Genomic DNA, 14,261 nt, shown 5'->3' with positions numbered 1-14,261 from the left:
AACTGGAACGACCGCTATGCGTCGGAAGCAGCCATTGCCCTACCACGATAGACACCCCGAATCCATGTTTGGCCTTGAGCCTGCTTCGGTCCATCGCTGTTGGAGCCAAGGCTGAACCTAAAGCCCATCCTTCCTGGGCGCATCGGATAAATCGGGAGAGACTTCAATATCTTCTAGCCGGTCACTCCCAGGATTCGCGCGGAGCCTGGAAAAGAGGCAGAGTCGAATCTTGGCGCTAGTCGAAGTGACACCATTGGTCCAGATCTCTCCTAGATCTTTGAGCGCAGCCTGCACCCACGCTGCCCCGCTGCCCGTTGAGGTAGCCGGCCTGCATACGCCCACGGCCCAGCAGATCCGACTGGGCCATGTTAGGCGTCACAACCTGGAGCGGCTCACCTGGCGATGCCAGCTGGCCCCATATCGGCTGGACCACGCAAAGCGCCGTCTGTCACCACAGGGATACGCCGAAGAACAGCGTTCATCCGGCGGTTCTTCGGCGACCTGCTACCAAGGACTTACTGGGTCCCAAGCTGCTTGAGTGACAGTCCCGCCTGAGTTGCCGCCCTGTTGCTGTTCGGCCACAGCTGATTGTGCCCGCGTAGAACCAATCAGTGTGCACAGGGTCCTTTCATCTATGTACATCGAATTCACAATGAGCCAACAGGACCGAGTATCTATGCGGGGCGCAACACCAAGATGACTAGCCGGCTCCATCTCACCCATACGCATCATTCAAAGCGCTGTTCCCGTCGACTGTGATCTTCCGCCTCCCTCTGTCGCTCTCTTCGCACTGTGAGCTCGATCCGTTCAAGCCTCTCCGCCACAAGATTCCTAACTTCGGCCAATGGATGCTCCAGCAGCTCAGCAAAAGCTTTGGCCCGAATTTCTATGATGTCAGCCAACGAGCTAGACCAACTCATGGGCTGGATTCCGGCAAACATCACATCGACGATGCATTGCTTGTCCACTGCGGCTTCCAGCAAGCCTTTGATGGACGCACTGAGGACAACGCGTTTGGGATGTTCTAGTGGTATATCGGTTGCCTCTACAGTTGAGTAGGCGCAGGTCGCTGCGGCAACACCCACGATCCGATCTTGATCACCTCGACACCAGGTAATCAACCGATCCACCGGCATACTATTGAGTGACGGCGAAGCACCTCCGAAACGACACTTGAAAACGCGATCAATCAAACGACGCTCCCTATCGTCGCCCGTGAAGATCTCTCCAAGGACAATCTCCGGGAAGTTGCGGAATAGCGTTGTCATGAGGACTTCGAAATCAGAGCTGCGAATTCTAAGATCATCCAACCCTTCGCAAAGCAACCTCACGATCTCCTCGACTTCCTGTTCTGGAGCAGACTCAGATAGGCACTGCTGGGCGATCCGCTTGGTCCCTCGGATGCGATTCAATTCAGTCTGTCCGCGCTTCCCCCCGAGTAGAGCGCGAATGGCGTCGCGCCCTGTCGAAAGGAGATCTTCACTCGGCACGTAGTTTCCGCCCCTCCCCGCGAAGAATCGCATTTCTAGCACACTAAGCGTGGTGTAGAAGCCATCATGGCGCTGGTTCAATATGGTGAACAGTTCCGCGAGCTCGCTGTCGGTAAGGGACTCGTGCATGCGGCCATAGGCAAGCTGTCCAAACCGCCACGCTTCGAACTCTTCCCCTCGAGCCAACTCAATCAGCATATTGAACCCCCATGGGCCAATCTTGATGGCGCTGAGCAGGTAGATGAAGAAGGTCCGCAACAAGGGATGATCTAGCACCCGCTCCAACATCACCATGGCCAAGCGGGGGTCGATATCGTTTGCAGCGCTGATATAGCCTTGAAGCACCTGTGGATTGAGCTTCGCAGGCGCCTGCAGTTGCACCAGGCTCAAAAGACGCTCATAAGTGGCAATTAGGTCGACGCTGCCTTGCGCCAGCCCAATGCCGAAAGGATGCAGTGCATCGAACTCGCCCGACCAAAGCCCTGGACCCAATCGCTCTAAGCAACCTAGCTCTGCTGCGGCCATCTCACCAAGAGAGATGACCTTCTCTTTGATCATCTCGTCACTGAAGGCTACTTGCCCCCCCCTACTCTCGATGTGATCCCAAGTATTGGACAGCACATAGGCCTCGATCTCAGAATAGAGGTCGGATGGTGCCGCAACGCGCGAAAGTGACTCCAGCCGAGCCAGTAGATCAGGATGAGCTGAGTCGCCATCGAAGCCAAGCGTCTTCTTTACCGAGACCCACATCTGCGGCCATTCCCCTTTCGAAGCATGACTTCTGACTATCTCCTCGAGATCATCAAAACAGCCCGCAAACGTCCATAGTTCCCGGAAATGACCTGCCAGAAGTGAGCGCGCCCAGTCGCGAAGAGTCAAGTCATCACATGTCAGCACCGGTCGCAGCAAGTTCAAGAAGCCGATATACCACTCGAGCTCTTCGGCACGCGTTCGCGGCTGCCAGCCAGCATCACGTCTACGTGCACCGAAGTCGAACGCAGAGAAAGACGTCCAGTGCGTCGCTTCGAACGCAGCATGGAACAGCTCGGCTGCGATCTCGCGATGCCTCTCGGTGCCCGACTCGAGTAGCTTGCTGACAAACGCACACCGCCGTTCTGGTCGCGCCAGCGTACCTGACAGGTGCAACGAGAACAGATGCCGCATCTGTCCAACTATGCTGTCCCTGTTCTCACCTGACTTCTCGCCCTCGGAGAACTTCAGCATGACCGTCGCAGCACGATCAAACTTATCGTCGTCGTAAGCTAGCTGGTGCAGCAGGCGCACGAACAACCTGAAGTTTCGGTTCTCGCGCGAGGCAAAGCCTGGCTTGGTTGCGGCGTTCTCGATCAGCTGCAGCACGGTCTCCGGGAATACCGGCGCTATGTATAGCAATGCAGACAGCGTGCCTTCGTTACACGATCCAATATCATGCAGCGGTCCGCCGGGGCTCACCCAACTATTTGCCATCCGAACCGCAGGCTCGAAATCGTGCAGGTATCCCAGTCGATGCGCACATGAGACGAAAAGTCGGAGGTTCTCTGGCTTTAGCAGCTCGGCATTGATTGCATCGACAGGGATGTTCTCCAGCGCACGCTTCGCCAAACGATTGGCAAGTGCATGAGGAAGAACTGCTCTCCACTCACCACGACTCTGCGCGAGCTGACGACGCATCAACTCAGCCTGAGCCCGATGCAGACCACGACGATCGAGGCCAACGATGGCACTTAGGACGCCAAGCTCATCATTGAACTCGGACGAGGAGACATTGAAGGAATAGACGAGCGATAGCGCTTCAGCGCATTCCAGAAGTTCATTGGACGCTCCTTTTCGTTGACTGAACAACCTATGGAAAAGGTCCTCGTCGGAGAAGTTTGTCAACGTCTCATCTGCATCTACCCGGCTGGCCAGCGCGATCGCGATGCGCGAATTGCCGCCGGAAAATTCGGCGATTTTGCCCGCGTTCAACTTCCCGATGTCTGGGTGCCGCCGCTGGATCAGCATCGAGACCGTCTCCTCGCTGCACGGCTCGAGGTGGATCACTTCGGTTTCCTCAGGACGATCGTCCGAGATGTCGTACTCGATTGTCAGAAGGCTGAGCATCGCGCTACTTGCGGAGACCTGCTTCTGCAACTGCCGATGCACGTCTGGCGGGCAGTTGTCCAGCACCAATTGAACCGCATGATCGTTAGCAACGATGTATGAAACTAGCTCGGATGCCGTCGGTGTCAAGTTCTCACCCAGGTCGGCGTAGATTGCGCTAGCTGGTGACAAGGCCTCCTCACCAACGTTCGCCTCAAACAGGGCCTGCGCGAATCGCGTCTTCCCCACTCCGGAGAGGCCGGTGATGCGCACCGCACTACCGCGGCGGCGCAACCGTTCTCGAGCTAGATGTATACCCTCAGAAACAGGCATAGGAGTCTTTGCGCTCGAGTTCGCGTCAATCACGCAGGGGTGGTCATCAACAAGGAATGCGTCGTTCTGGGCTGGGGGAGTAGCTGCCCACCTCCCGAAAGGCCTCCAGCCGGACAAGGGGCGGCCGAGGCGCGCACGAACCCACAGCGCAACGCTTGGATGCCGCCGTAGCCAAGTCGCCAATCGATCTCGACCATAAAAGTCAACGCGCAGAGACGCTTTTCCAGGAAGGGTCTCCGCGACCGCCTCCATCGCCCGCACTCGACTCGCCAACATGCTGTCTGAACAATCGTCCTTGCCACTAACGATAATGTAGGCACCATTTCGATCGGCAAGATCTGCAAGTACGAGCTTTGGGGTGCCACCCTCCAACATCTCGTCCCTGCATGCCGCCGCACCCATAGCATGCTTCTTGACCTGGAAACCGCAGATCCCACGAGGAACAAAGCCGTCGTTGGACGGCAAGTCCATAGCCTCAATACGGACATCCAAACCGCCATCAGGTGCCTCCTGCGCACCTCCCCACATAACGCTCTTCGGCCGACGCCCCTGCTGGATTACCTCCGCTTCGCAAAGACGGGCAACCAATTCACGCAGATCGCCAGCACTGAGCGCTGTGATATCTACAGCATCAAGTTCAAAAAATCTCATGATTCCCTTCCCGCAATGATCGGGGCACGCGCATCAAGGCATTAAAGACGGCGCAAAGCAATTTGTCGCCTAGGTCAGACTGCCCAGAATTCTAGGAGCCTGGAAACTGTGGAAGGAGAACCTCCTGCTCCAGCGTCCCCGGATGCGTTTCCACATGAATGGCCAAGTCATTCCACCCGATGGATCGACAAGTTCGAGATATTGCGCTAGACACCGATTCAGCCGTTGGCTTGAGAGCGTAACCGAGACCAATGAGCTCCCTGGGATCCATCAACCACGGCTTCAGGGTGAACCCCGCCTCGGCGGCAGATCCTGCGATGACGGCGCCAATTCTCATCCCCCCTCATCCAAGTCGCCGAAATGAAACGCCTGAGTTGTCTGGCAAGGAAGTGATTTCAAGATCAGCATGTAGACCTGTCTCCAGGATGGGGACGGCATACCACCGGTATAGAGCAGCACGAGGCCGACTTGATCAGATGCAGCTTCAGCAAACTCATGGAATGTCTGTCGATTCTCTATGGTGAGAACACGCCAACTCAACACGGCTGGATTCGGCACGAATCCAGTGATGTGGGCAGGAGCGAAGCCGAGATATGGATGAACCACTCCCACCACCGTAGTCGACGTAACAACCGTAAGCGGACCTGAGATCAGTACGGGCAATGGTTCCTTGTGCAGGCCTATGGCCGAGAAGACCTCGCTACTATCAAGTCCAGATGGTGCAATAGAGTTGAACCAAAGCAAATCGATCCATTTCACGATGCCCTCCACTCGCTTGCTGTCACCAAACATCATGGCCGAAACCCGGCGCAACAGTTCGTCCCTGACGACACCTCGCCTTGCTGAAATGAGTCTGATTGCATCCAGTATTTGCGCTACAGAAGCATCGGTAGCCTCTTGCCCGCGAACCTTATGGCCCAGCGACCAGCGCTCAATGACCTCGGTCAGTACGGGGAAAAGGCCGGTGTGAGTGTCCAGCATGGAACGGGCCTCTGATACGGAATCACGACGAAGTCGTGCGCCCAAGAAGTTCGCCAGCTTTGCGAGGTTCAGTACGGCAACGCCCGCAACATCTAGAGGCGGCTGCACCATCACCTTGGCCTTGATTTCGATGGCTCCAGAGCGCTCAGCCAGTTCAAGTTCGGAACGAAACGCTCTTGCATCCTCGATGCTGCGCAGGCTGAAGAACTCTGGGCATGATGACTCCGTCAGCCTGAGAGCTATTCGCTCATCCTTGCCACGACTCACTGCATTCTGGGAGCGATTGAAAATTGACGTAAGGAAGGCCCGGGCTATAGTCATGCAACGACCCCTTCCCCATGGGGCATTCGACTTGCTTCAACACGCTTGAGCTCCTCCTCGAAAAGCTCGGGATGCTTGCGCCAGTTATCGGAATCCAGAATTACATGACCATCGTCATCAATGCGTACGTGTTTGATGGAGATAAGATCGTCGTCACGGTACATCTCGATGTAGGTATCCACCGATTCGTTGATCTTACCCAAGGCATCGTCCGGTGCCGCGACGATGGGCTGAAGGCCCAATGCCTTCAGGTACTCAAAGACGGCACGGGTATTCACTGAGTCAATCTTGTCACCCAACTCATCGAAAATTATCAGCGACATGCCGCCTTGATCACCGCGCAACTTTCCCAATGCGCGCGCCATCGACGCTGCAGCAACGATGAAAAGAGGCGCGCGGTGCTCGCCCCCGGAACCCTTGTCCATGCGCTTTGAGAAGTCGGTCACCGTCACACCATTGCTGCGAACGTCAATCTCGAAGTTGAAGAAATTGCGATAGTCCTCCAGAAGCCTGTTGGCCTCTGCATCCTTTCCCTCAAGCATCGCCCTGAACTCAGGAGGAGCATCCACCTGTCCAGAGAAGATATCCCCCTCCGGTCCCGCACCAGCCACCTTCAGTATGAATTTGTACAGCGACTCATGATCTTTATTGAGATTGGTGACGAAGTGATACTTCTCGTTGTTCGAGAATGGCGGCAAGCGCTCCATCGTACTGTTCAGCTCATTGAGCGTGCTGCGCATGCTGGCGAAGTGGTCGCTCAGGCGGGCGGCGATCTGCACCTTGAACGTTTGCTCTGCCGCTTCTGCAGCTTCCGCGGAAAGCACTTGGTAGTGATGGAGCTCGGATTCCTCTAGCCGTTGCTTCTCCTGAGCCATCGTCTCGCACATGGCACCCAAGTCGCCCACCGCGATATCCATCTGCGGATCGAATTGGTTTGCGTATGTAGACATGTCACTTGCCAAGGCCTGCACCTGGGAAGACAGCTGATTGCCACTTCTAACCGTAGCGTCACTAATCTTCGCCACAATCGTATGCAGCGATAGGCCGGAACCATCAAACTCATCGCGTTTTGTTTCGAACCACTCATCACCCACGTATTCATTGCGGCGACTGAGAGCCGCCTTTGAGCAGATTCCGTTGGTTCTATCCGCAAGCTCGTCTAGCCGTCTCTGTGCTTGCCGGAAAGCCTCACCATGAGTTCCGACGTCTCTGCTGCTTTCTTCCAGCTTCGACTGTGCTGCCAGGGCAGCTCGCCTTGCCTCTGTGATGAGCAGCTGACGAGCAAGGAGATCAGGTGCGCTTGCGATCTCTTGCATCGCCGCCTTTGCATCAAGCGCGGATTGCTCCTGAATGTGCGAGTTCAGCCATCTTTCAATGTCCTGGATACGTCCTTCAAGTCCCACCAACTTCTCAAGGGCTTCAACCAACTGGCGCGACCGGTTCGCCTCCTGCTCGCATTCGGCTGCGTTCTGCCCCAAAGTGCTGCGCTGCTGCCGAAGCACCGCCAGGCGATGGCTCGCATCTTGGCGTCCCAACACCAGTTCCGTTGCAGACAAGGGGCGTCGACGGCCGAAATCAGCACGTCCAGCCTGCTCGCCAGTACGGGTGAAGCCCTCTGGGCTATCCGTGGTGACGCGCTCCAATCGCTCCAGCCGGCCGAGTCGAAGACGGATATAGTCCACCGCCACTTGATTGTCACCCGCGATCAGGTGCGCGAGACCCATTGGCGGAACCACACCCATATCCGCCTTCGACTTCACCGGGTTCACCAACAGTACTGAATCCGGCTTTGTATCCCACGGAATCTTGTTGAAAACGGACAAGGCATCCTCAAACTTGCCGCTACGGACAACCAGGGCAGTGCGCGAACGACCAAGGAATCCCTCGATTACGGGTGCCCAGTCGGCATCTGTGACTGTAACCAAATCGCAGACGGGCGTGCACAGAAGTCCTTTGTCTCCAAGTATGTTCACAACTGCTTGGACGGCCGGCGGGAGTTCCGCTTTGCCTTCCTGGATGCGTTTGATCTGCTCGTTAGCGATCCTAAGTTCATTTCCAAGCTTGGACAGCCTCTGCTCGTCATGGTCTAGCTGACGCCGTGCCGACTGGATGATCGGAGCAACCCGCATGCTGGACTCGCGCAATGCTGCCGAGGCCTGCGAAACGTCAAGCACAAGCGCATCGGATACGGATGTACTGGAAACCGCATCAAGAAGCTCAACCCACGGCATCGCCAGATGCTGCCAGCCTCCGAGATCGGGTTTCACGCGGTTGGCCTTCTCGAAGCCCGCCACCACCTCGCGAATGGCCTGGGCCACGTTGGTTTTGATAGGTCTAAGTGATCTCTCTCGTTCGCTGGCCAGGTCACGGGCGGCACTGATCGCCGGATCTGCTGCTGATTGAAGCTCTAGTTCGATGTACACGCCGTTGAGTCGATCATGCTCCGCCTTGGCGCTGTCGACTGCATTCTGCGCTGCCTGATGCCTGTCCCGCGCTTCATGCAGCGTAGTTTGTGCCGCATCAACAGCATCCATGTGTTGTTCACGCTCATAGTCATCCAACAGCGCCCTATAGGTCGCTGCGTGCATCCGAGTCTGAGTAGCCTTATGACCGGCTGCGATCAAGCTTTTGACGTTCTCAAGCCTGTCCAGTGTTTCCAGAACCTTGGCTTGAAGCGAGCGCAGATTGTCGAGCTGGGAGCGGAAGTTCTTGAGCTCGATAGGATAGGCATCGACAATGTAATTTCGAACAAAGCTGCTGGTGTCAGGAACTTTCTGCAGATTAAGCGCATTCTTCATCGCTCGCCGAAAAGCTCTCGGGTCGATGCTGCCCCCTCCTTTGGGGCGCAAGGCGAACAACATTGCTTCAACCTGCTTCTCCGCCGACGGAGGCACTGCGAGCCTACCATTCACGCGACTGACTGCGTCCTCCATCAGCTTATTGAACGTTCCCCAGGCCAACGGCAAAAGTTCCGCCTCGGCGTTCGCTTCAAGATGATCATCTAACGCGAGCGCAACCCCTTGGACCACATAGCGCCCGTAGACGTGCAGCTTTGGGTCGCCCACTGACGCGCCCAGGGCCAGGCCAACCGAAACCGGCGGCAATTCGCCCTCAGTGTCGCGAAACACCATGGTCAAATAGGACGTCGCATTCTCACGAATATGCTCGTCACCGCGATAGTAGCCGAGGCAGTATTCGCGCACTGAACGCCCTCGAGTGCCTGATACCCCCCCTGACTGCGCATTGAGATCGATTTGATTCTGATCCCCTCCGTACAAGACGATCTGCATCGCATCCAGAATCGCAGATTTTCCAGATCCGTTAGGCGCCACAATGCCTGTTGCAGGGCTAAAGCTCAGGGTTTCGGCACGGAATAGGAAAAACTGTACCAAGTGAAATTTCTCAAGCAGATACATCGCCATCCTCCGTGACTTCATTCATTGCGTCGAAAGTAGCCGCATCCCCCTCACCTGCCACTTCCTTACGGAAGGATTCCAGATGGCTCAAGTATTCCTTCCGCAGCAGATCTCCGATCGCGGGATGGATGCGAACCTTCGCGAGCTGATTCCGTACATCGTCCTTGTCCTCAAAGGCAGCAATCCCCCAGCGCTTGAACTTGGTCATCAAAGAGCGGAAGTCCCCAGGCGAGGGAAAGTCCCTGCCCGTTTCCTTCTCGTAGTGCTCTTGCAAGTCAGGCAAATCGACGAAAGTTTCGCCATTTGGCTCTTCGCGCCCCTCGAAACGGACGCGATGATGAACGCCGGCGAGCACCAACAGCAGCAGGGTTTCGTCCTTGCTGGCTCGCTGTTGGGTCAGTACGTGCACGGGCCGCGCCACGATGTACTGGTAGTTGGTGTCGTGCAACAGCTCGATGCCAAGGGGACGAACTGCCTGCTCAAAGTCATTGATATTTCGGCTGACAATGCCGTAATCCTTCCGGGTCGCCCGGTCAGAGGCGGACAAGACCTGATGGGTTACTAGCCGATAGGCCGCCTGCTCGTAGTCCTGCTCTTCGTACATAGTGTCGCGGCTAAGCGCCTTTTCCCAGTGGCGTGCCATGTCATTTCACCTTGGTGATGTAGAAGTCCGGCATGTCCAAATACGGCCCGGCAATTCGTTCATCACCGGCGCTTTGGAAGCGATATCCAGGTAGTCGCTTTGAAATTCCTTCATGGTGCTTCTTTCCGAGGCCTGTCATTGCTTCCTGTGCGTAGGTGGACAGCGTCTGCACCATTCGAAATTGCTTGATACCGGTGATGGGAAGCTGAGACGCCCGGATCTGCCTACCTCCTCCCATGACACCCTGCAAGTACACCCTCACCTCTGTTGGCATGGCGGTACGCGCATCACGCGCACGCCTGTGCAGGTTCATCCGCGCCTCCTGCTCGGCTGTCATCTGCCGCGGAGAATCCGCGGTCCTGGGAATGGGCGGACGGGCGATGCGTGGTTGAAACAGGAGTTCACCGGAAAGCAATGCTCCGGGCCCAACGGGCATGGAGGCGTCGAAGTTCTCCGCAGCATTGACTCCGGCGATAGCCTTTTTGATCCGTCTCTCGAGCTGGCCCGGCGCGCGAAGCTGGTACTCGATCATGGCCAGCATGCGACGCTCGATATGGCGCTGATCCTGGCCCAAGCGATCGAAGTAGTCTTGCAGACGATAGACATTGCTCAATCGCCTGATCGCCTTCTCATAGACAGCCTCAGCCGTGCCTTTATCACCTTTGTAGCGTCGCTCGGCCAACCACACGATGATCCGTTCCCGATGATCCCCGTAATGGATTTCCTGAGTTAGGCTCAACACCTGCGCCTTTCGTGCGAGGGGGTGATCGGCGCCAGCCAAGTCCGCATAGTCAGCCATGACGTGCTTGGAAATGTAGTCTTCAAACAACCGACGGATAGCCGCCCCGGGGGTCGCGGACTTGAATATCTCGCGCTGCAGGGTACGCACGTTCAGACTCATGGCGGCAATCCCGGACAGAAGCGCATGGGCGCTGTCGCCGGCGTTTACGAAGTCGTCACCGTAGACATTGCTTGCAGGATCAAGCACCCGACGTAATGTGTCTTCAATGGAACGCATCTTCGCGCCCACCATCGCCGGCGTGTCTTCTGTGAAGACCTGCAAGGTGGCAAGGAAACGGCTTACCACAGCAGTCATGGACAGAGTGCGCGTGAGTCCCACCTGCTCTTCTTCGAACCAGCCATTCTCCGTGAGATGGCTCAAGTACATGTTGGCGCGAATGTTGAGCGGAGTGAGCTGGCCTACCCCCTCTTCTGCCTGCCAAGCGTCATCGTGTTCGAGGTAGTTCTCGATGAACTGCGTCAACTGCCGCCGTTCCCAGCCGGTCGCCGGGGGAACCTCAGCCTCTGGCCCGAAGAATTCTTCGTACAGACCCAAGAGCAGCCGCCAGTAGTTCTCCCGATTTGCCGAGGCCAATGGGCGAAAGAGTTGCGATGGCAGTACCTCAAACAGAGAGCTGGACACTGTGCAACTCCACAGAAGTTGGGCTATCTACTTCACATTAGCATAAACGCTAACATATCATAAACGCTAACTTAGCATCAATGCTAAGCTGCGTGTCATCTGACCCCGGCCCAGCCCCATGCCCCGCCCCCGCCCCAATCCAAACAAAAGTCCGGAAACACTTCGAGCCATCGAAACGCTGCTCCTCTGGGAGGGGCAAGTCACCAATGAGCGAGTACGCCAAGTGTTTGATCTGCATATCACCACGGTAAGTCGATTGCTAACCCAATATGCTGAACTCAATGGAGGCGGCCTTGAGTACCGAAGCCATGTGCGCGGATACGTGGCGATGTCTGGCTTCAGACCCCTCCTAACCGAAGGGCTGATCGAAGAGTACCTTGCGTTTGAGCGCCCCCAGGAAGCTACAGGCTTTATCGAGAGCTCCCAGCTTATCCTCGGCGGCGTTGAACGACGCCACTTCGCACTGCTTAATCGTGCCTGCAGAGAGGGCAAGGGGCTCGTTGGCGAGCACCGGTCCATGCGCAACCCAGCACCTCGCACCAAACGACTGTTCCCTCATGCGCTGGTGCAGGCAGGCAGGCGCTGGCATGTTCGCGCATTTGTCATCGCCGAGGACGAGGCGGAAGCCGGACGCTTCCTGGACCTGTCTATAAATCGGCTGAGCGGCTTGAAACAGCTGGCTGATCCTCGGCCAGAGCGGGCCGAGCCTAGCCAGGACGCCGCCTGGCAGACACAGGTAGAGCTGTCGATCGTCCCCCATCCGCATCTGACACCAGATCAGAAGGATATGGTGCGTATCGAGTATTTCGGAGGTAAGGCAGCCTACAGGTTAAGAACCCGTGCCGCACTACTCCAATACCGACTACATGAACTGCGCTGCGCCACCGATGCAGAGAAGGAGCCGCCGAACGAATTTCACCTCTGCGTCGACGATCCAACCGCGATCCAACCGTGGCTATTTGGCGAGCTGAATTAGCGGATGGCATGATCGTAGCCAAACTTGAGGCCCGGCACGGATACCGCGCTACCCCTGCCTGGGTAGCTACCCTACATAGGAACCGTATCAGATGGACGCCATTGGCATTCAAAGCCAATTCTCCGTCTGTACCTCAATGATCAGGTCGATGAGCCGTGCCCTCGTGTCCCTATCGATCGAGCGCCAAATGCAAACTACCGCCCCAGCTGCGGCATGGTCCGGGGCATTCAACTCTAGCCCTTCGCTTACTCGGCATTGAGGTGACCAATCCCTACCTAGGCGATTACTGATTGCCCACTTCATAAACTCATGGCACTCTGGGTTGGCATCATTCTGGTCACAGGGGGCCAGGTATGGGCAGTCTGCATCAAATCCACAGTCGCAACGGCCGTATCGGTGCCGGAACCGATACGAAGCCAGAGGATATCGACGCTATCGTCACGGCGCTTCGTAAGGACGGGCGTGGTCATTTGCTGCTTTACTTTCACGGGGGCCTGGTCGACAAGGCCGCGGGTATCGGTATTGCCCAGCGACTTGAGGGGCGCTTTTCTCAATCGGCCTATCCGGTTTTTTCCGTGTGGGAGTCGGGTTTCGTTGAAACGATCCGCAACAACCTGCGCGAGCTGCCGGATGAGCCGGTATTCAAGAATCTGGTGCGCAAGGCGCTAGAGTACGCGCTCCGCCGCTTGGGAGGTAGCAACGGCGCCCGGACCATCACGCCGGGCAACGTCGATGCAGGGAAGGTCCGCCAGGCAGTTGATACATATTGGAGCGATCCCAGTCGCAATCACGTGCCCTACCGTGATTTCAAACCTGTAGTGGGGCCCTCAGGTGCGCGTGCGGCGAGTGCGCTGATCGACGACGCCGAGATCGAAGCCGACTTGCAAACCGACAGCGAGTTTGTGGTCGCCATGCAAACCCTGCCAACCGCGTTAGACGAAGCACGCGATGCATTCATCGGGGGCGGAGCGAGCGTTCGAGATACCCCGTTCTCGCAGGCGGTATCAACGCAGGTCGCCGGGGTCGAGGGAGGCCGCGGGTTGATCGTCTGGTTCAAAGTTTCCCTTCTGGTGAAGCGCATCCTGCAGGGTGTTCTGCGTCGGTACGCGGATCAACGCGATCACGGCCTGTATGCAACGGTCGTAGAGGAAGTGTTGCGTGGTGTTCATTTTGGTGGCAGTGGACTCAATGAATGGGGCAAGGCACTCCAGTGGAACCGCATGAAGCAGGACTCACTCGATGCGTTCGGCGACGGCTCCGACCTGTATGCCGGAACTGCGCTGCTGGAGCGGCTGCGTGCCGCCCATGCCTCTGAAGGGCTGCTATCGAGGATCACTCTAGTCGGCCACAGCACTGGCGCCGTCTACATCGCCAATTGGCTTGACAAGGCATCAGAGCTTCTGCCGGCCGAGATTGCATTCGACGTCGTGTTCCTGGCGCCCGCCATCACCTACGAGCGCTTTGCCGCCACGATCACCCAACATGGCGATCGCATCCGTCACTTCCGCTTGTTTGGCATGCGCGATGAATTCGAACGGGACGATCAGGTCGTCGGAGACGACTCTAAATTTCCCAATGGGCAGGACTGGAAGCGCTTCATCTATCCCAGCTCCCTCCTCTATCTGGTGTCGGGTGTCCTCGAATCGCGCCCAAATTCCGACGGAACGCTCGTCGACGAACCGGACATGCCGCTGCTGGGCATGGAACGCTTCTTCGCTTGGCACCACATCTACTCAGATAGCAAGTTTCCCGAAATAGGTGCAGTCCGCGCGTGGCTCGGAGCTGCACCGAACCGTACGATCTGGTCCAAGTCCCAAGGACAGACAGCAGGCTTGAACAGCACAAGCATTGATCACGGAGCTTTCGACGACGACGAAGATACGCTGCTCAGCGTTGAGAGCCTCCTCGGCGGATGGTGACATCTTCGAGAGCACGCCAAAGGTGCCCT

The 14,261-nt window shown here is 56.9% G+C and carries 7 protein-coding genes; 2 read left to right on the top strand and 5 right to left on the bottom strand.

The annotated features are described in order from the left end of the window. Window positions 1-728: 728 nt before the first annotated feature. The 5 genes from ACZK2V_RS11155 to ACZK2V_RS11135 all read right to left on the bottom strand — a co-directional run bounded on the left by ACZK2V_RS11155 (window position 729) and on the right by ACZK2V_RS11135 (window position 11,337). Window positions 729-4,553, bottom strand: coding sequence for a hypothetical protein (locus ACZK2V_RS11155; protein ID WP_051008550.1), 3,825 nt, complete (start codon window positions 4,551-4,553; stop codon window positions 729-731). 333 nt (window positions 4,554-4,886) lie between these two features. Next, complete coding sequence (locus tag ACZK2V_RS11150; RefSeq protein ID WP_478433961.1) at window positions 4,887-5,855, bottom strand: hypothetical protein; 969 nt, start codon at window positions 5,853-5,855, stop codon at window positions 4,887-4,889. Beyond that, window positions 5,852-9,271, bottom strand: coding sequence for an SbcC/MukB-like Walker B domain-containing protein (locus ACZK2V_RS11145; protein WP_158704768.1), 3,420 nt, complete (start codon window positions 9,269-9,271; stop codon window positions 5,852-5,854). Before ACZK2V_RS11145 ends, ACZK2V_RS11150 begins: the two co-directional genes overlap by 4 nt. After that, entirely contained in the window at window positions 9,258-9,914 is a 657-nt protein-coding gene (locus ACZK2V_RS11140; protein WP_017354467.1) for a DUF4194 domain-containing protein, read from the bottom strand. The genes ACZK2V_RS11145 and ACZK2V_RS11140 overlap by 14 nt, the downstream gene beginning before the upstream one ends. A gap of 1 nt (window position 9,915) precedes the next feature. Further along, a complete protein-coding gene (locus ACZK2V_RS11135) occupies window positions 9,916-11,337 on the bottom strand; it encodes a Wadjet anti-phage system protein JetA family protein (protein ID WP_049400904.1) in 1,422 nt (473 codons plus the stop codon). A 118-nt stretch (window positions 11,338-11,455) separates the two neighbouring features. On the opposite strand from ACZK2V_RS11135, the gene ACZK2V_RS11130 reads away from it, so the two are divergent. Both ACZK2V_RS11130 and ACZK2V_RS11125 read left to right on the top strand, forming a co-directional pair. Next, the gene (locus ACZK2V_RS11130; RefSeq protein ID WP_146027645.1) at window positions 11,456-12,313 is read left to right on the top strand and encodes a BrxR family helix-turn-helix transcriptional regulator; all 858 of its coding nucleotides are present in this window, start codon (window positions 11,456-11,458) and stop codon (window positions 12,311-12,313) included. Window positions 12,314-12,666: 353 nt separating this feature from the next. Then, entirely contained in the window at window positions 12,667-14,232 is a 1,566-nt protein-coding gene (locus ACZK2V_RS11125; protein ID WP_017354470.1) for a hypothetical protein, read from the top strand. The last annotated feature ends 29 nt before the right edge of the window (window positions 14,233-14,261 follow it).

It is taken from the genome of Stenotrophomonas sp. 93052_Sma (genome assembly GCF_056481145.1).
This window is presented reverse-complemented; position numbering and strand designations above follow the sequence as displayed.

Coding starts and splice junctions, on each gene's coding strand:
- ACZK2V_RS11130 (WP_146027645.1), top strand. CDS start 11,456: ATGCCCCGCCCCCGCCCCAATCCAAACAAAAGTCCGGAAACACTTCGA.
- ACZK2V_RS11125 (WP_017354470.1), top strand. CDS start 12,667: ATGGGCAGTCTGCATCAAATCCACAGTCGCAACGGCCGTATCGGTGCC.
- ACZK2V_RS11150 (WP_478433961.1), bottom strand. CDS start 5,855: ATGACTATAGCCCGGGCCTTCCTTACGTCAATTTTCAATCGCTCCCAG.
- ACZK2V_RS11145 (WP_158704768.1), bottom strand. CDS start 9,271: ATGTATCTGCTTGAGAAATTTCACTTGGTACAGTTTTTCCTATTCCGT.
- ACZK2V_RS11140 (WP_017354467.1), bottom strand. CDS start 9,914: ATGGCACGCCACTGGGAAAAGGCGCTTAGCCGCGACACTATGTACGAA.
- ACZK2V_RS11155 (WP_051008550.1), bottom strand. CDS start 4,553: ATGAGATTTTTTGAACTTGATGCTGTAGATATCACAGCGCTCAGTGCT.